This is a genomic window from Paraburkholderia solisilvae, assembly GCF_902859875.1.
GTDB lineage: Bacteria > Pseudomonadota > Gammaproteobacteria > Burkholderiales > Burkholderiaceae > Paraburkholderia > Paraburkholderia solisilvae.
The window spans coordinates 168196-185213 of sequence record NZ_CADIKF010000003.1; the positions used below are offsets into that span (position 1 = coordinate 168196).

The following is a 17018-nucleotide window of genomic DNA, read 5'->3' on the forward strand; positions in this document are numbered from 1 at the left end:
CGAAGGTCATCGTCATCCCTCAAAGCCGCGGCGTACGCAATTCAAAAAGCTCCGCCGCCGCCCGCTCCGGCGGCAGTTCGCGCGAGCGCTCGAGCAGTTTCTCTTCCACTTCCCGCTCACCGACGAATCCCTCGACTTCTCGCGCGACCACCTCGCGACCCTCGACGCCTTCAATGCCTTCGATACCCTCACGGCGCCCGCGCAGTTCGATCGTTCGCGCGAGCGCATTCGTGTCTCTCGATTCGTGTGTGGCGCCGAACCAGTATGCGGTAACGAGACGGGCTTCGCTCATGAAATACATCAGCACGCAGCCCGCGGTCGCGGCGATCGTCGGGTCGTGCAACGCGTGATCCGCGAAGCCGAGCAACACGATAAACACCACGACGATGGTCGACACCAGCACCGCCGCCGACAGCAATGGACGCATGAAAAAATACTTCGAGCGCTGTCTGTCGCGATTGCGCATCTGCGCGGCGTAGCGCATCAAGCCAAGGTTCTTCCAGAAGCCCGGCTGAGCACGCGCCGTGTCGTTCACCGGCCCCATCGCCGGGCCGCCGTTCATACGCAGTACGTAAGCAACGAGATCCGCGCGGCTCTGCGCTTCGGCAGCGCGCAACCGCTCGAGCAGCGTCGGGTCGGCTGCGATCGCAGCGGCCGCCGCAGCGGGATCGTCGGGTGCCGTTCCGATGATCGACGCGACGAGTGCGTGCACCGGTGTCGCGCTCGCGTCGCGCGAACGCAGTGCAGCACTCAGCAAAGGCGCATGCCGCGCGACGGTATCAGCAAGGTCGAGCCATCTCATATCAAAGCCTCCGCGATGAGATTCGATGAACGTCGTTGCGCGGTCAGGTCGTTGCAACGTTCGTCATGGTCCACCGTCGAATGCATGCGGCACGTGCCGTGTTGCGTTGCTCGCTGGAATGAGACTGACGAGACTGCGACGGTGTTGTTAACCACAAAACACCTCGCGATCCGCTGATATTCCTGTCCGTCGTGAAAGGGTTCAACCCGTCCTGGCACGCACGCCGGCGCATGACACGACATAGCCGTTCTCACGCAAAACGGTCGCAAAAGAAGTACCGAAACGCGAAGCACGCAGCGAAACGCGAAGCACGCGAAAGCGTGCGCGAACACGACCGCGCAGAAAGATGATCAACGCTCGAAATCGGTCGACACCGCGAGCTTCTGCCATGCGTTGATCCGCGACTCGACGTCCGCGAGCTGGTCGCGCACGAAGCCGGGCGCATCGCTCCCCAACAACAGATGACGCAGCGGATTCGGTGAATCGGGCCACGCGAGAATCGCCCGCGCGGCTTTCGCGGGGTCGCCCGCCCGATGCCCATCGCGCCGCGCACGCCCGGGGGCGCGCGACGGCTCGAACATAGCGCGGGCGTCGACGGTTAAGGCCGGCGTCAGTGCGCGTCCGCCGCGCCGCCAAGCGTCAACGTATGAACAGCCGCCCCGGGCAGGAATGGCGCGGTCTCGCCATGCACCCACGTTTCATGTCCGGCGATAAAGTACGGCGACATCGGATTGCCCGACTGCCCGCCCGGCATCTCGAAGATGCCGTCCTGCTCGCGCCCAGGCGACACCACAAAGCGCTCGGATGCGCCGAACGCCGGCCCCTGCACGCGCGGCATATTGATGTCGCCCGGCAGCGGATCGCGCGGCGTGCTGAGCCAGCCGCGCGCCCATGGCAGCCACGCCGGCAGAATCCGCGCGAACGGATGCGTGATCGCCGAGCGATTGCGATCGCCCCAGCGCGCGTCTTCGAGCTTCGTGCCTTCGGGCAATTGCGTGATCGAATGATCGATCCGGTCCAGCATGAACGCGCGCCAGTCCGCAACACCATCGGGTATCCACGCATGCTGATCGGCGAGCGTCTCCATCGTCGCCTCATAGCGAGAATTCGCCGCGCGATAACCGAGCTCGGGCCCAAGCGCCGCCATCTGCTTGTCGAGCGGCCCGAACCACGCGTCGTACAGCGAATAGTAGAACGCGCGCACCAGCCGGTAACCGACCGCGTCCGCGTCCGCGCGGCCATCCCACGTTTCGACGAGGCGCCGGAACGCGGCACGCTGCGGATGCCCGGCGATCGCGCGCGCATCGAGTGCGTCGAGCGCCGTGCGGCGCCAGGATTCGGTCCAGAAAGCGCGGTCGTCGGTTTGCACCGACAACATGTCACGTTCGGTCGCATGCGGCAGCGCAAGCAGATCGTTGCGGATCTGCGTGGCGCGCGCGCCGAGATCGGTGCCCGCGTCGCCGATGCGCGCCATGTCCGCGGCCGGCAGGATCCGGTTGTTCGCGGTCCAGATGCGGCCAGCGGACGGATCGAGACGCGCCGGATACGCGTCCGGCGGCAGATAGCCTTGCCAACCAGCGTAGGTATCGGATGTAAACGGCAAGCTGGCGGGCTCCGCCTGCGCCGTACCGGCGTCGGCAGCGGCACCGGCGTTCGCATCGGCTGCAAAGCGCGGCAACGGTCCGCCGAGCGTCCAGCCAATATGGCCTTGCGCATCGGCCACCGTGAAGTTCTGCGTCGGGATGCCGAACGTCGGCGCGGCATGCAGCGCGTCGGCGACGTTCGTGATGTCTTCGAGCCGCACGAGATTCACGTTGACCGCCTCGGGGTCCTGCGCGGTCCAGTGCAATGCATACGCGTGCGAGCCGACCACGAGCTGCGGTCCCCAGCGGGTCTGCACGACTGGCAGATCGACGCTCGCGCCGCCGTTCACGTCGAGGCGCTCGTGGATCACCTGCGCCTTCTCCCATGCGCCACCAGGCACGCGATAGCGCAGCGGATCGGCCGGGTCGCGCTGCAGGTCGATCAGATCGATAAAGCGCCCGTAGCTATTCGTAAACGCCCACGCGATATGACCATTGCTGCCGGCCACGACGAGCGGCGCGCCCGGCAGACTGACGCCGGTGATCCGGCGCGTGCCGCCGCCTGCCGTCGCCGGATAGACGAGCGATACCCGGTACCAGATGTTCGGCAGCGACAGACCGAGGTGCATGTCGCTTGCGACTAGCGCGCCCCCCTGTGCAGCGTGCGCGCCGTCGACCGCGAAGCCGTTGCTGCCGACCATCGAGTTGGCCACTGCCGCGCCGCCGCCGACAAAACCGGGCACGCCGCCGAGCCATCCGGTCACATCAGGTTCGGTGTCTTGCGTGGACTGCGTCGCGCGCAGCCACGGCGGCCGCGTCGCGGGCGGCGCAGCGGGCAGCGGCGCGGAAGCGCCCGGACCATCGAGCGGTGCATCCCAACGGCTCGTCGCCGGCAGCAGGAACGTCAGCAGATCGGCCGGCGCATGCTCGCGCAGCGCCGCGCGCGACAGGATGCGCGCGACCTGATCGTATTGAAGATCGAAGTACATCGCGTAGACGGCGAGCAGCGTGTCCTCCGCGCGCCACGGCGCCGGTGGCGCGCGCAGCACCCAGTATTCGAACGGCCGCGCGCGCAGCGCGTGCAAGCCGTCGTTGACGCCTGCCGTATAGCGGTCGATCAATTGCCGCTGTTCAGCGGGCAGCGCGGCGAGCGCCGCCTGCGCATGTTCGCGAAAACGCAACGGACGGTCGCGACGGTCCAGCGGCAGCGCAACGGGTCCGATCAGCGCCGCCATCTCGCCGGCGGCAACCCGGCGCAACAGGTCCATCTGAAAGAAACGGTCCTGCGCGTGAACGAAGCCGGTCGCGTACGCGACATCGTCACGCGTACCGCCTTCGATGGTCGGTACGCCGAGCGCGTCACGCGCGATCGTCACCGGCGCGGACAGCGATGCGGTCGGCGGCGCGTCGTACGTGCCGTCCAGTTGCGGCAGGCTCGCGCGCAACGTCAGCCAGCTGCCGAGCACAGCGGCCGCCAGCACAACGATGATCACAATCAACAGGATTCGCGGCCACACGCGGCGCCGCCTTTGCGGGAAAAGGCTCGAACGGGTCATTGCGGAACATGCGGTCGTGGGTCAACGCTTGTGCAGCGGCGGCCGGAGCAGCCGGACGCCGTGCGACCATAGCATGAGCGTGTGAAGACGATACGCGAGGACGGCAGTGATGCGAACGCGACGCGAAGCGGGTCGTGTGTGACGAGGGTGTACGGGTGTCGCGTGGTGCGTGGTGCGTGGTGCGTGGTGCGTGGTGCGTGGTACGCGGTGCGCGCCCCGTCAGCCAATCGTCGCGCATCCGTCAGCACGCGATCTCCGCTTGCGCCCGCACCGCGGCGGTGCGAGCACAACCGCCCGCACGCCTGTTTTTGACCGCTCTGTGGTTTGACCGCCCGCTCAGGTATCAGGCGTCGCGTTCGAGCGGCGCGGCCGCCGCGAACGGGCCGCCCTGGAAGCGTTGCGCGATATCGTCGAAGTCCGCGGTCGGCGCGGCCGGTTCGAACAGATGCGCGAACTGCGCGGAACTGTCCTGCGGACGAAAGCCGAGATACGAAGCCTTCGTGTTGTCGACCCACTTCGTCGGGTTATCCGACACCCCATACACGATCGCGTGACCCACGCGATTCGTGAACAGCGAGCAGCGCACGAGTTCGATGAAATCGCGAAAGCTCAGGAACGTGACGAGCATGCGCCGGTTTTTCGGTGCTTCGAACGACGAGCCGATGCGCAGGCACACGGTCTCGATGCCGAAGCGATCGAAGTAGTAGCGCGACAGCGCTTCGCCGAAGCACTTCGTCACGCCATACAGGCTGTCGGGCCGCAGCGGCGCATCGACGTCGACCACCGAGGTGACCGGATGAAAGCCGACCACGTGGTTCGAGCTCGCGTACACGATACGCTTTACGCGATGCTTCACGGCCGACGCGTACAGGTTGTACAGCCCGCGAATATTCGCGTCGAGCAGATCGTCGAACGGCGCATCGATCGAGATGCCGCCGAGGTGCACGACGGCGTCGACGCCTTCGAGCATCGTATCGACCGCCGCACGATCGGCGAGATCGACGCTCGCGCCTTCTTCATGGCTCGCGAGCTCGCCAAGCGGCGCGATATCCGAGAGCCGCACGACATCGGCCCACGCGCCGAGCGCGTCGCGCAGCTGCGCGCCGAGGTTGCCGGCGGCGCCGGTCAGCAGAAGACGATGAAAGGGTTTGCGCGCCGTGGACGGCGGCGTCTGTTGGTCGGTCATAACGGGTTGTTCCAGATCGAACGTTGATAAAAACGACGACGGTGCACGCGGCGGCGAACACCCCGGCCCGCCGCTCGCTGCGCCGCCGGTACCGGCTACCAGTCGGTGCCCTGCATGCCGACGCCGCGCGCCATGCCCGCCGCGGCAAACACCATCACGACGAGCAGCGCAACCTGCACCGCGCCGATCGCCGCGAACTGATGCACGCGGACCAGCGGTGGCGAGATGCCTTTTCTGAGCGCGATGCGCCAGCGGATCAACGCGATCATCGGCACGATTTCGAGCAGCAGAATCAACACCAGCGCGCCCATCTTCACGTGAAAGAGCGGCTCCTGCATGTAGAACGACGCGCCCTTTTCGACACCGCCGAACGCGCGGACCGAGCCGGTGACGATCAGCAGCAGCGCGGACAGGCCCCAGACATTGTCGGCGAGAAATACGCCGGCGAGACCTTGCGCCGACGCGCAGCGCCGCAGCGCGTGCGTGCGCGCGATGATCGCGGTCAGCGCCAGGCCAAAGCCGAGCAAATGAAGGCTGGCAAGCAGCCAGCGGATCAACAAGGACATCTCCATAGGGTGGGTCTCTTCGTATTCGCGTTTTGTTTCGTTATCCGTGCCATCAGCCTGGCCTCGTGCGCCGCGCGGCGGGTGTCGACGATCGATGCGCGCGCAACGAACCTCACCGTCGCGCGCCCCGTCGGGCCGACGGAAAACCGGCGCGGGCCGGGATCATGCAGTTCGCGCGCGGCATCCACTACGAAGGCAATCCGGACACGGATAGTCCATGCGCGTTGGAACCCGCCGACGCAGTCGCGCCGAGATGCCGCTACGTGGTTGACGGGCACCGCGCACCCTACGTGCGCATCAGGCTTGCCTGAGGCTTACATCGAGCGCGCGCGCGGCGACGCGATCGCCCTCCGACACGAGCGGCACACGAAATACCGTCTGCCGGTTGTGACCCGCCGCCGCCGGCGAATCCCACATCAATTCGATCTTCGGGCGGCGCAGCCAGCCCGCGAGACTGGCGCGCTGCGTCGGCCGCGCGTCAGCCGCGGATGACGTCAACACCGGGACACGGCCTGCGCCAGCCGCCGCCGGTGCGCCGGTCGAAGCCGCCTCAGGTTGCTGATCCTGCGTACTTGCGTCATCGCCGCCGGCTGTCATCGGCGCATTGTCCGCGGACGATGCGCCGGTCTCGCCCGCTGCTGCGGCGGCGTCCGGCTCGTGCGCGTCGGTGTGCTGCGTGAGCGTGCCCGGCGCGGTCACGCCGGATGCGTCGGCGCGCAAGGCAACCGTGCGTGGCGCGGCATCATGCGCGACGGCCGCATCGGGCTCAGCCTCGCCGGATACGTTGGCGCGCGAGCTAACGGCGTTTCGCGCCGCATCCGACGAAGGCCCCGCATTGGGCGCAGCGTCGTCGCCCGCCGCATCGGCACGCGGCCCGGCAGCGCCTGACGCGGCATCAAACGAAACGCCCGCACCGGTCGCAACGTCGCCCGCCGCGTCGGCACGCGGCCCGGCAACACCGGCTGCCGCCGAACCCGAACCCGGCGCATCCGGCTCCGCGCCACTCGCGCCCCCTGCGCGGCGCGCGCCGCCGGCCGGCGTGTCCGGCCAGCGCACGGACAGTTCGCGCGCATCGTACTGGCCAACCTTACGGCTTTCCATCCAGACCACCGCGGTGCGCGTCACATGATCAATCGAAATCGCGTAGCGGCCAATCGCAAAGCGGCGTGCGCCGATATTCGTGCGCCACAGCGCGCGCGGCCGGCAGATCCATAGCACGGCCGCGTAGAGCGCGGGCGCCGCGATCAGCCAGCCGTTGGTCGCCGCGACCGCATGAACGGCGCGCCGCCAGCCGACCGCCCACACGAACGCGCCGACCGACCAGACAGCAAACAGAAAACCAAGCAACGCGAACAGCCGCAGCGCCTGCCGTAGCCATTGCGGCAGCGGATGGAACGGACGCTCGGCGCGGGCGCGCGCGCCCGGCAGGAAAATTAGCAGAAACAGGAAGACGAGGTTGATGCAGGCCCACGGCGATGATGCCATCGCGGACAACGCGGTCAAAATGTCCATTTCGGACATCGAGAACAGCCAGCGCGCGAGAATCACGAGACCGATCGCACGCAGCGCGAAGATCGTACCGGCACCCGGCACCGCATTCGCACGCGTCTGTTTCGTTCTCGCCAAAGCCCCTCTCCTCGTGTCCATGATGCCGCCCGCGCATTTTGCGGCACGGCCATTATAGGGATATTGCGAGACCGGCTCATCCCTGCGCACGCCGAACGCGCCGCTCAATGCGTTGCGCATCCCGACGTTGCGCTTCCAGGTGCTTCCCGGCGCCCCAGACGCAACGACGCCCCGCGTGCACTCCAGCACGCGGGGCGTCGTCAGAACCTCGTGACGCAAGCGCCGCAAGCGCGGCGCGCGCTTTCAGCCTAGCTTGCGTTGACTTCGCGCAGCACCGTGCGGCGCTTCTGGCGCAGCAGTTCCTCGTAGGTCGCGACGTAGTTGCGCGCCATCACCTTCGACGAGAAGCGCGCTTCGAACGCCTTGCGCACGGTCGCGCGCGGCAGTTGCGACAGACGCTTGACGGCGGCGACCGCGCTGATTTCGTCTTCGACGACGAAACCCGACACGCCGTTCTCGATCACTTCCGGCACCGAACCGCGCTTGAACGCGATCACCGGCGTGCCGCACGCCATCGCTTCGATCATCACGAGGCCAAACGGCTCCGGCCAGTCGATCGGGAACACCAGTGCGTGCGCGTTGCCGAGGAACTCACGCTTTTCGGCTTCGCCGATTTCGCCGATGTACTCGACGTGCGGGAGCGCCATCAGTGGCTTGATCACTTCTTCGTAATAGGCGCGATCGGCCTTGTCGATCTTGGCGGCAACCTTGAGCTTCATGCCAGCCTGGCCGGCGATGTGGATTGCCCGGTCGAGGCCCTTCTCCGGCGAGACGCGACCGAGAAATGCGAGGTAACCCGGCTCGACGTTGGGGATCGGCGTAAGCACGTTTTCCGGCAGACCGTGGTAGACCGTCTGCAGCCAGTTGGCCTGCAGCAGCGGCTGGCGCTGGTTGTCCGAAATCGACACGACCGGCACGTCGCTGAACGTGTTGAAGACCGGCTGCAGTTCGGGCAGATCGAGACGGCCGTGCATCGTGGTCAGGAACGGCACCGGCTGGCGTGCGAACAGCGAGAACGGGTAATAGTCGATGTGGAAATGCAGCACGTCGAATTCGTCCGCGCGGCGGCGCACTTCTTCGAGCAGCAGCATGTGCGGCGCCATCACGTCGCGGATCGTCGGGTCCAGACGCAATGCTTGCGGCCAGAACGCTTCGAGCTTCGCCGAAGTTTGCGAATCGCCGCTTGCGAACAACGTCACGTCGTGACCTTGCTCAACCAGTGCTTCCGTCAGATAAGACACGACCCGTTCCGTACCGCCGTACAGCTTCGGCGGAACCGCCTCGTGCAACGGAGCAATTTGAGCGATTCGCATGTGAAGAACTCCTCGTAAAAGATCAGGCTAAGTAACTGCAGTTTGTAAAAGCGACTCGCGTGCTCGCCAAGGTTGCATGGCCGGTTGCGACGCCGGCGCATAGCGGCTTCTTCGAGAAATTCTGCGATGGATCGCCTGGTAGGCACGCCAGCATTGGCCACCGTCACCCGCCGTACTCGCGGTAAACGCACCGCAAGCGCAAGCGTTGACAAATGTCAGTCATCCGGCCGACCGAGCACGCATTATCAATGCCGACCCGTTAGGATGGCGCGCACATTTCAAAGACTTTACGTTGTTACAAAGGGGAAACACTTTGCAAACCCTTGTTTTCTAAGACAGTTCTACATTAAGAGCCTTGTACTGGCGCGCGTCGCGAAAGTGTGTTTCAGGCCAGTGTTTTGATGCGATGCAACCGCACGATCCCACCCCGTATCGGCCCGTTCTTCCGACTGGCCGGCGTCGTTTGCGGATCGGCATATGGCCCCCTGGATGCCCGCGCCGCAGGCCCCGTTCCTGCTTTGCAACGCATCGGAGCGATGTTTTACACCGTTGTCGCGTATAACGCAGCGCATCATACAGGGGCATCGAAGCGCTTCCTGCACCCGCAACACCCCACGACGCCCAATTTGAATGCAAACTGTAATTATATCTCGAAAAACTGCGAGCCACGTGGCTGGCCTAGCCCACAGGCAGTTCGCAGCCAAGCGTCACACGCCAGTCATCTTGAAATGATTTGCGTCCGGCGCTGCCGTAATTCGACTTTCCGCGGGCCGAATTCCGTTTTGCATGTTTACAATGCGGAACCTACGCTGTGTTACGAGGCTACCCGTGACCGATGACCTAACCCGACTTCAGACGACAGCACGCACAATTGGAACATCTCACCATTGCCCAGCGTAATGCCCATAACGCAAAGCTCGCGAGCTATGCGGAACGGCCGCTTGCGTTCCTATTTCGCTTTATCCGCCGCCACCCGTTCGCGCATTCGGTGGTGCTGTGCAGCGTGTTCGCCGCGGTCGGCTGCGCGCTCGCGTCGCAATACGCGATCAAACATCTGATCGATGTGCTGGGCCAGGGGCGGCACCATCCCGGGCCGCTGTGGGGCGCGTTTGCGATCCTCGTCGGCCTGATCGCCGCGGACAACCTGCTGTGGCGCGTCGGCGGCTGGTTCGCCGCGCACACCTTCGTCGCCGTCACCGGCGACCTGCGCCGCGACCTCTTTCAGTACCTGAGCGGCCATTCGCCGACCTACTACGCGGAAAAGCAGCCAGGCACGCTCGCGAGCCGGATCACCGCCACGTCAAATGCGGTATACACGGCGGAAAACACCACCGCCTGGAATGTGCTGCCGCCGTGCATCGCGGTGGTCGGCGCCATCGTGATGATCATCGCGGTCAATCCGCTGATGGCCGCCGCGCTGCTGACCTGCTCGGCGATCCTCGCAGTCGTGCTGTACAAGCTTGCCGGGCGCGGTTCGGCGCGCCACCAGACGTTCGCCTCCAAAGCGGCGGCCGTTGACGGCGAGCTGGTCGACGTGATCGGCAACATGGCGCTGGTGCGCGCGTTCGGCATGACGTTTCGCGAACAGAAGCGTTTCGGCGCGACGGTCAAGGCCGAAATGGACGCGCGCCAGAACAGCTTGCTGTATCTGGAGCGGCTGCGCCTGCTGCACGCGGTGATCACCGCGCTGCTGTCCGCGGGGCTGCTCGGCTGGGCGCTGTGGCTGTGGGATCACGGGCGTGCGACGTCCGGCGACATCGTGCTCGTCAGCTCGCTCGGCTTCACGATCCTGCACGGCACGCGCGACCTCGCGGTCGCGCTGGTCGACGTCACGCAGCACGTCGCGCGTCTGGCCGAAGCGGTGAAAACGCTGCTCGAGCCGCACGGCATGCCGGATCGCAACGACGCGACCCAGTTGATCCCGCAAGGCGGGCGCGTCACGTTCGACAAGGTCACGTTCGCCTATCCGCGCCGCCGGCCGATTCTCGACCACTTCGACCTGAATATCGAGCCGGGTCAGCGCGTCGGCCTGATCGGCAAATCGGGCGCCGGCAAGTCGACCGTACTCGCGCTGCTGCAGCATTTTTACGAACCGCAAGGCGGGCAGATCAAGATCGACGGCCAGGACATCGCGGGCATCACGCAGGAAAGTCTGCGCGGCGCGATCGCACTGGTGCCGCAGGACATTTCGCTGCTTCATCGCACGATTTACGAAAACATCGCGTACGGCCGGCCCGACGCGTCGCGCGAAGAAGTGCTCGCGGCCGCGCGTGACGCGCGCTGCACGGACTTTATCGAAGCGATGCCGGAAGGTTTCGATACGATCGTCGGCGATCGCGGCGTGAAGCTGTCGGGCGGCCAACGGCAGCGCATCGCGATCGCGCGCGCAATCCTCAAGGATTCGCCCATCCTGCTGCTCGACGAAGCGACCTCCGCGCTCGACAGCGCGTCGGAAGAAGCGATCCAGAAGGCGCTCGACCGGCTGATGGTCGGCCGCACGGTGATCGCGATCGCCCACCGGTTGTCGACGCTGCACAACTTCGACCGCATCATCGTGATGAGCACTGGCAAGGTGATCGACGACGGCAGCCCGGAAGAGCTGCGCAACCGTCCGGGTCTCTATCGCGATCTGCTGACCAAACAGTTCGGCAAGACGAACACGCTGCACGTGGGCGGCAGCAAGAAGATCGACGAACAGCACGTGGCCTGATGATGGAACCGCCGGTGGCGGGCGGGAACAGCCGCCTCGCGGCCTGCCGCGCGTCGAATGAAAAAAACCGCTTCGAATGGTGTGTTCGAAGCGGTTTTTATTTGAGCGGCCGCAAACGTGAGCAGCCAGCCGGCAGCGACGTGGCGCGATGTGCAAGCGCATGGAAAATCTTGCAACCGCACGCATGGCGAGGCTCGCGCGGTGCCGACCCGACGCGCAGCGGCACCCCACCTGCCACGACGCCAATCAGTTCGCTACACCCGTCCGTTCTTCGCGTTGCGACGCTTCATCGACAGACGGCGACGGCTCCACGCGCTGCAGGTCGCGCATGAAGTTATCGCGCCACACTGACACATTGTTCTCGCGCAACTGCGCGATCATGTCCCGATAGCGCGCCTGCCGCTCGGCGAGCGGCATCGACAACGCGGCGGCCAGCGCATCGGCCATATCGTCGATATCGACCGGGTTCACGATCAGCGCGCCGGTCAGCTCCTGCGCGGCGCCCGCGAAGCGCGACAGCACCAGCACGCCCGGGTCCTCCGGATCCTGCGCGGACACATACTCTTTCGCGACCAGATTCATGCCGTCGCGCAGCGGCGTCACATAGCCCACGTGCGCGGTGCGAAACAGCGCCGCCAGCACCGGCCGCTCATACTGCCGATGGATATAGAGAATCGGCGTCCAGTCGAGCTCCGCAAATCGGCCGTTGATACGGCCGGATTCGCCTTCGAGCTGCAGCCGGATTTCCTGGTACGCGTGCATATCGGCGCGCGTCGGCGGCGCGATCTGCAGGAACGACACGTTGTTGCGCTGGGCCGGCGCCTGGTCGAGCAGCCGCTCGAATGCGCGGAAGCGCTCGACGAGCCCCTTCGAATAATCGAGCCGGTCGACGCTCATGATCAGCTTGCGCGTGTGCAGCGTCGCTTTCATTGTGCGCACCGGCTTGCCGCGCTCGCCCGCCTTCGCGAGTTCGGCGATCTCGTCGGGGTAGACGCCGATTGGATACGCGGCCGCGCGCAGCGTGCGGCCGAATGCATGGATCAGCACGGGCTCGGCCGCCGCCGCGGGCCGCGCATCGATGCTGCCGCCCGCTTCATGAACGACGTAATCGCAGAACGCGCGCAAATCGGGCGTGGTCTGAAAACCGAGCAGATCGAACGAGCACAGTGCTTCGACCAGCGCGCGATGCGGCGGCACCGCGAGCAGCACTTGCGATGCGGGAAACGGAATATGCAGGAAAAAGCCGATGCGGTTTGTCACACCTGCCGCGCGCAGCGCCTGCGCGAACGGGATCAGATGATAGTCGTGCACCCAGATCACATCGTCGGCGCGCAACAGCGGTACGAGCTGCTGCGCGAGCCACGCGTTCACGCGGCAATAGCCTTCGAAATCGTGGCGGTCGTATTGCAGCAGATCGGCGCGGTAATGAAACGCGGGCCATAGCGTGGCGTTCGAAAAACCGCGGTAGTACTGATCGTAGTCGCGCCGCACGAGGCCGATCGTCGCAAACGTGACGGGGCCGCGCTCCTCGAGCTTGATCTGCGGCTGCCCCGACGCGAGCACGTCGCCGCTCCAGCCGAACCACATGCCGCCGGTTTCTTTCAGCGCATCGTAGACACCGACTGCGAGGCCGCCCGCCGCGGGGCCGCCTTCGGAAATCGGCGCAACCCGGTTCGATACGATGATGAGGCGGCTCATGACGCGCGGTTCCCCGATTGAAGACGCAGCAGACCCGCGGCAGGCGGCGGCGCAATGAAAAATAGGGAAGAAGCCGGCAGCCGCTTCATGCGTGGCGCGCCGCCGCGACCACCGCCGCGAGCCATTCATGCAGCGCGCTCACCGAATCGACGCGCGTGCGCGCAACCGTATCGCCGCCGCCGACCTTGATCGACACGCCCCCGTTCGCGTTGGCGACCGCAAAGCCCTTTTCGTCGGTCAGATCGTCGCCGGCGAACACCGGCTTGCGGCCCGCGAACGGCGGCTCGTCGAGGAACGCGCGCAGTGCGCGGCCCTTGTCGACATCCTTCGGTTTGATTTCGTAGACCATCTTGCCCGGCTGCAGCACATAGGCGCCCGGGTACTCGGCCACGAGGCGCGCGGTCGCCGCACGCGCGAGCGGTTCACGGTCCGGCGCATTGCGGTAGTGCAGCGCAAGCGACGCGCCCTTGATCTCGAGCAGCATGCCCGGATGCTGGTTGACGACCTCCGCGAGCACCTGCTCCATGCGCAGCAGACGGTCGTCGTTGAAGCCGACGCGCTGTGTGTCGCCATTGGCGTCGCGCCGCTCGGCGCCGTGCAGACCGGCGACCGGCAGATCCGGCATGCGCAGGAAGCCGTCGATGCTGTCGATGCCGCGCCCCGATACGATCGCGACGGCGCCGTGCGTCAGCGCGCGCAGTTCGGTCAGCAACGCGAGTGTATCGGCCTGCACGAGCACGCCGTCGGGAGTCGGAGCGAGCTCGACGAGCGTGCCGTCGAAGTCGAAGAAGAACGCGAATTCGGTTGGAGCGAGAACTGCGGGAGGTGCTTGCATCGGTTTGTCTTGCCTTTCAGCCGCTTTCAGCCGGAAAAGTGTGCGCATCTTACCGCGCATCGGTCGATTAATCGAGACATCGGAGCGGGCGGCCACAGGGATACACGGGGCCCACCACAGCCAACCGCAAGCCCACCGCGGATTTCGTTCGAAAATGGAACAATCCGGCTTCATCCGCCTTTCACGCGCTGCGTCATATTGCCCCGCCCGCCGCATCGGGCGGCCGAGGCGCGACGCAGCACCGGAAATTGCGCTAGAGTGGCTGCCACTGCCGCGAACCGCATTGTTGCCGTCTTTGCTCCAAATGGGCTGCACGAACGCGCCGTGCCGGCTCGCGATTCCCGATGTATCTCGATAAATCGAGTCGGTGATAAAGGCTTTGTTCCCCAAAATCTCTCTTACACGGCGGCGCGCCACACGCGCTGCAGACGTCCGTCGCACAAGCAATGCCCGCTCGACCCGCGCGGCCCACCGGCGGGCGCCGCTCACCCGGTTCGCTGCGGTGCTGGCCGCCGCACTCTGCTCAGCGGCGCTGCTTGCCGCCTGCTCGCATCACGACGCGCCATGGCAACTGACTGACGTCTCCGGACATCTGCCGGATCTCGACTTCACGTTGACCGGCGACGACGGCAAGCCCGTCACCGGCGACGCATTCAGAGGCGATACGACGCTTGTCTATTTCGGCTACACGCATTGTCCCGACGTATGCCCGGAGACGATGGCGCGGCTGATGCAGGTGCTCGGCAAGCTCGGCCCGGACGCGCAACGCGTGCGTATCCTGTTCGTCACGGTCGACCCCGCGCGCGACACGCCGCAAGCGCTGCACGACTATGTCGGCGCGTTCGACGCCCAGCATGCGCGCGGCCTCACCGGCAGCGATGCGCAGATCAAAGGCCTCGCGCAACGCTACCGTGTCGCGTATCAGATGGAAAAGCGCGACCCCAACGGCAACTACGACGTGACGCACAGTTCGGCGGTGTATATCTTCGATGCGCAAGGCCACGCGCGGCTGCTCGCCACCGACCAGAACACGCCGGACCAGATCGCGCAGGATCTGCGACGTATCATTGAAGTCCGTTCCTGACGCTTTCCGCCGACGGTTCCCCGCTACCCACAATAGATGATCAACAACATGAGACCTCTGACTTCGATCCCATGCTACGGTTACGCGCTTGCCTTCGCCGTGATGTGCGCCGCCGGCACGCCCGCTCTCGCGGCCGGCGCCGGCGAGGCGATCACCGTGAAGAACGCGTGGGTCCGCTGGCTGCCGAACGACCTGCCCGCCGCCGGCTATGTGACGCTCGCGAACAGCAGCGACAAACCGATCGATCTGGTCGACGTGTCGAGCGCCGATTACGGCAGCGCGATGCTGCATCAAACGGTATCGAGCGGCTCGACGCAGAAGATGGTGATGGTCGACAAGCTCACGGTGCCCGCGCATGGCGAAGCGCAAATCTCGCCGGGCGGCTATCACGTGATGCTCGAAGATGCGAAGCACAAGATCGCGCCGGGCGACACCGTGCATCTGAAGCTGCATTTCTCGGATGGCGAGACCGTCGATACGGCGTTTCCGGTGAAGTCGCCAGCGCAGACGAACTGACGATACTTCGTGAAGGTGCGGGCGCGGCGCTCGACGGCGGTTGCGCATGTGCCGCCCGCTCGACGCGTATCGATAGTGCTCGCGCGTCGCCGCATGGTCCCATGCCGTACACGCGTCACGTCGTTCGCACCATCCGCGCGCAGGTATCAGGCCGATCAGGCTGAACGCATCCACACGTGCGGGATGCCGTCTTCTTCATGCACGTCCGACACCGGCTCGAAGCCGAACGCACCATAGAACGCCTGCAGATGCGCTTGCGCATGCAGGCGAATCGGCGTGCCGGGCCACTGCGCATCGATATGGCTCAACGTGCGTTCGAGTATCGCCTTGCCGAGGCCGACGCCGCGAAAACCGGCGGTGGTCAGCACGCGGCCGATGCGGATATCCGGGTCGCCGGCGTCGGGCAACAGCACGCGCAGATAACCGGCGAGCTTCGCGCGCGGCGCGTCCGAACCGTAGGCAAGCAGATGCCACGCGTCGCGATCGAGCCCGTCGATATCGCCGTACAGACACGTCTGCTCGATCACGAAGACTGTGCTGCGCGCCTCCAGCATGTCGTAGACCTCGATATGGGTCAGGTCGTCGAAGGCCTTCCAGCGCCAGTCGAAAGTAGGCATCGGCGTTGTCGCGGGTGATTGCGGATCGGACATGATCGTGTCTGAAAATAAATGAATGCGCGTCGCGCGCGCCGCTGAAGCAGCGATGATGACACGCCGAACCAGCGTTGCTCGACACTCGGGCGTGACGTTCGCTTGCGTGCTTGCGGCTAACACAAACGGCCGCGCGAAAAATCAAAACACAGCGCCAAAGTAAAAAGCCCCGACCAGTTCATCAACTTGATCGGGGCTTTTTCTGGAGGCGCGAGCCGGAGTCGAACCGGCCTACACGGCTTTGCAGGCCGCTGCATAACCGCTTTGCTATCGCGCCGTAAGCGGACTACGGAACCTGCGGACTGCGAAACCGGGATACGTTGCTAAAGTTGCACGCGCAACGGTCCGCAGATAATGTGCTTGGGCCAATGTGCCTGGGCCAATGTGCTTGGACCAAACGGGCCTGCCGAATAACATGGCCAGATAAACGGCCAAACAAGCAGCCAAATAAAAAGGGAAGCTTTGCTTCCCCAGCTTGCTTCCCATTATTGCTGGAGCGGGAGACGAGTCTCGAACTCGCGACCTCAACCTTGGCAAGGTTGCGCTCTACCAACTGAGCTACTCCCGCGTGGTTCTGCAAACGGCGCTCGACTGACCGACCCGCCACTTGCAGTGCATTACCTTGTGACCTGCTGAACCGACGCTGCGCCAACATCGACCACTACCCGTCACGTTGACCGCGCGCCGCTTCGAAACCTGGAGCGGGAGACGAGTCTCGAACTCGCGACCTCAACCTTGGCAAGGTTGCGCTCTACCAACTGAGCTACTCCCGCATTGCGACTACTGCGCGACTGCTGCATTACGTACGCCGCGCTGCTACCGCTGATTCCGGCACATCCATTCAGAACCGCCTGCACCGGAGAGACGAGATTATGGATAAAGCACTGAAACGT

12 protein-coding genes, 3 tRNA genes and 1 pseudogene are annotated in these 17018 nt (G+C 65.3%); 3 read left to right on the top strand and 13 right to left on the bottom strand.

The features are described from left to right. Nucleotides 1-19: 19 nt before the first annotated feature. The 7 genes and pseudogenes from HV675_RS03410 to HV675_RS03440 form a co-directional block, all read right to left on the bottom strand. Nucleotides 20-802, bottom strand: a complete 783-nt coding sequence (locus tag HV675_RS03410) for a hypothetical protein (protein WP_175109348.1) — start codon at nucleotides 800-802, stop codon at nucleotides 20-22. A gap of 350 nt (nucleotides 803-1152) precedes the next feature. Further along, the gene (locus tag HV675_RS03415) at nucleotides 1153-1383 is read right to left on the bottom strand and encodes a Rossmann-fold NAD(P)-binding domain-containing protein (RefSeq protein WP_175109349.1); all 231 of its coding nucleotides are present in this window, start codon (nucleotides 1381-1383) and stop codon (nucleotides 1153-1155) included. Nucleotides 1384-1412: 29 nt separating this feature from the next. Further along, on the bottom strand, nucleotides 1413-3941 hold the full coding sequence (locus tag HV675_RS03420; protein ID WP_175109350.1) for a penicillin acylase family protein: 2529 nt from the start codon (nucleotides 3939-3941) through the stop codon (nucleotides 1413-1415). Nucleotides 3942-4284: 343 nt separating this feature from the next. Further along, the gene (locus tag HV675_RS03425) at nucleotides 4285-5127 is read right to left on the bottom strand and encodes an NAD-dependent epimerase/dehydratase family protein (protein WP_175109351.1); all 843 of its coding nucleotides are present in this window, start codon (nucleotides 5125-5127) and stop codon (nucleotides 4285-4287) included. Nucleotides 5128-5222: 95 nt separating this feature from the next. Then, nucleotides 5223-5687: a DUF2214 family protein gene (locus tag HV675_RS03430; RefSeq protein ID WP_175109428.1), complete on the bottom strand. Its 465-nt coding sequence runs from the start codon at nucleotides 5685-5687 to the stop codon at nucleotides 5223-5225. 798 nt (nucleotides 5688-6485) lie between these two features. Further along, nucleotides 6486-7319, bottom strand: a pseudogene (locus HV675_RS32365) (hypothetical protein); the annotation flags it as partial. 248 nt (nucleotides 7320-7567) lie between these two features. Beyond that, a complete protein-coding gene (locus HV675_RS03440) occupies nucleotides 7568-8632 on the bottom strand; it encodes a glycosyltransferase family 4 protein (RefSeq protein WP_175109353.1) in 1065 nt (354 codons plus the stop codon). Between the two features lie 871 nt (nucleotides 8633-9503). On the opposite strand from HV675_RS03440, the gene HV675_RS03445 reads away from it, so the two are divergent. After that, nucleotides 9504-11342, top strand: coding sequence for an ABC transporter ATP-binding protein (locus HV675_RS03445; protein WP_175109354.1), 1839 nt, complete (start codon nucleotides 9504-9506; stop codon nucleotides 11340-11342). 246 nt (nucleotides 11343-11588) lie between these two features. Here the strand turns inward: HV675_RS03445 and otsA are convergent, their stop codons facing one another. After that, nucleotides 11589-13040, bottom strand: a complete 1452-nt coding sequence (otsA, locus tag HV675_RS03450) for an alpha,alpha-trehalose-phosphate synthase (UDP-forming) (protein WP_175109355.1) — start codon at nucleotides 13038-13040, stop codon at nucleotides 11589-11591. A gap of 85 nt (nucleotides 13041-13125) precedes the next feature. Then, on the bottom strand, nucleotides 13126-13875 hold the full coding sequence (otsB, locus tag HV675_RS03455; protein ID WP_175109356.1) for a trehalose-phosphatase: 750 nt from the start codon (nucleotides 13873-13875) through the stop codon (nucleotides 13126-13128). 502 nt (nucleotides 13876-14377) lie between these two features. On the opposite strand from otsB, the gene HV675_RS03460 reads away from it, so the two are divergent. Further along, a complete protein-coding gene (locus HV675_RS03460) occupies nucleotides 14378-14959 on the top strand; it encodes an SCO family protein (RefSeq protein WP_175109357.1) in 582 nt (193 codons plus the stop codon). A gap of 102 nt (nucleotides 14960-15061) precedes the next feature. Beyond that, nucleotides 15062-15475 (top strand): copper chaperone PCu(A)C, encoded by a 414-nt coding sequence (locus HV675_RS03465; RefSeq protein ID WP_246270086.1) that lies wholly within the window; start codon nucleotides 15062-15064, stop codon nucleotides 15473-15475. Between the two features lie 155 nt (nucleotides 15476-15630). On the opposite strand, the gene HV675_RS03470 is transcribed toward HV675_RS03465, so the two are convergent. From HV675_RS03470 to HV675_RS03485, 4 genes are all read right to left on the bottom strand, one after another. Next, nucleotides 15631-16125, bottom strand: coding sequence for a GNAT family N-acetyltransferase (locus HV675_RS03470; protein WP_175109359.1), 495 nt, complete (start codon nucleotides 16123-16125; stop codon nucleotides 15631-15633). 203 nt (nucleotides 16126-16328) lie between these two features. Next, nucleotides 16329-16402 (bottom strand) — tRNA-Cys (locus tag HV675_RS03475). Nucleotides 16403-16617: 215 nt separating this feature from the next. Then, nucleotides 16618-16693: transfer RNA gene (locus HV675_RS03480), tRNA-Gly, on the bottom strand. A 129-nt stretch (nucleotides 16694-16822) separates the two neighbouring features. Then, a tRNA-Gly gene (locus tag HV675_RS03485) sits at nucleotides 16823-16898 on the bottom strand. Nucleotides 16899-17018: the final 120 nt, after the last annotated feature.

Bases quoted from the DNA above. Each gene is read 5' to 3' on its own strand.
- otsB (WP_175109356.1), bottom strand. From the start codon at position 13,875: ATGCAAGCACCTCCCGCAGTTCTCGCTCCAACCGAATTCGCGTTCTTC.
- otsA (WP_175109355.1), bottom strand. From the start codon at position 13,040: ATGAGCCGCCTCATCATCGTATCGAACCGGGTTGCGCCGATTTCCGAA.
- HV675_RS03465 (WP_246270086.1), top strand. From the start codon at position 15,062: ATGTGCGCCGCCGGCACGCCCGCTCTCGCGGCCGGCGCCGGCGAGGCG.
- HV675_RS03420 (WP_175109350.1), bottom strand. From the start codon at position 3,941: ATGACCCGTTCGAGCCTTTTCCCGCAAAGGCGGCGCCGCGTGTGGCCG.
- HV675_RS03415 (WP_175109349.1), bottom strand. From the start codon at position 1,383: ATGTTCGAGCCGTCGCGCGCCCCCGGGCGTGCGCGGCGCGATGGGCAT.
- HV675_RS03440 (WP_175109353.1), bottom strand. From the start codon at position 8,632: ATGCGAATCGCTCAAATTGCTCCGTTGCACGAGGCGGTTCCGCCGAAG.
- HV675_RS03425 (WP_175109351.1), bottom strand. From the start codon at position 5,127: ATGACCGACCAACAGACGCCGCCGTCCACGGCGCGCAAACCCTTTCAT.
- HV675_RS03410 (WP_175109348.1), bottom strand. From the start codon at position 802: ATGAGATGGCTCGACCTTGCTGATACCGTCGCGCGGCATGCGCCTTTG.
- HV675_RS03470 (WP_175109359.1), bottom strand. From the start codon at position 16,125: ATGTCCGATCCGCAATCACCCGCGACAACGCCGATGCCTACTTTCGAC.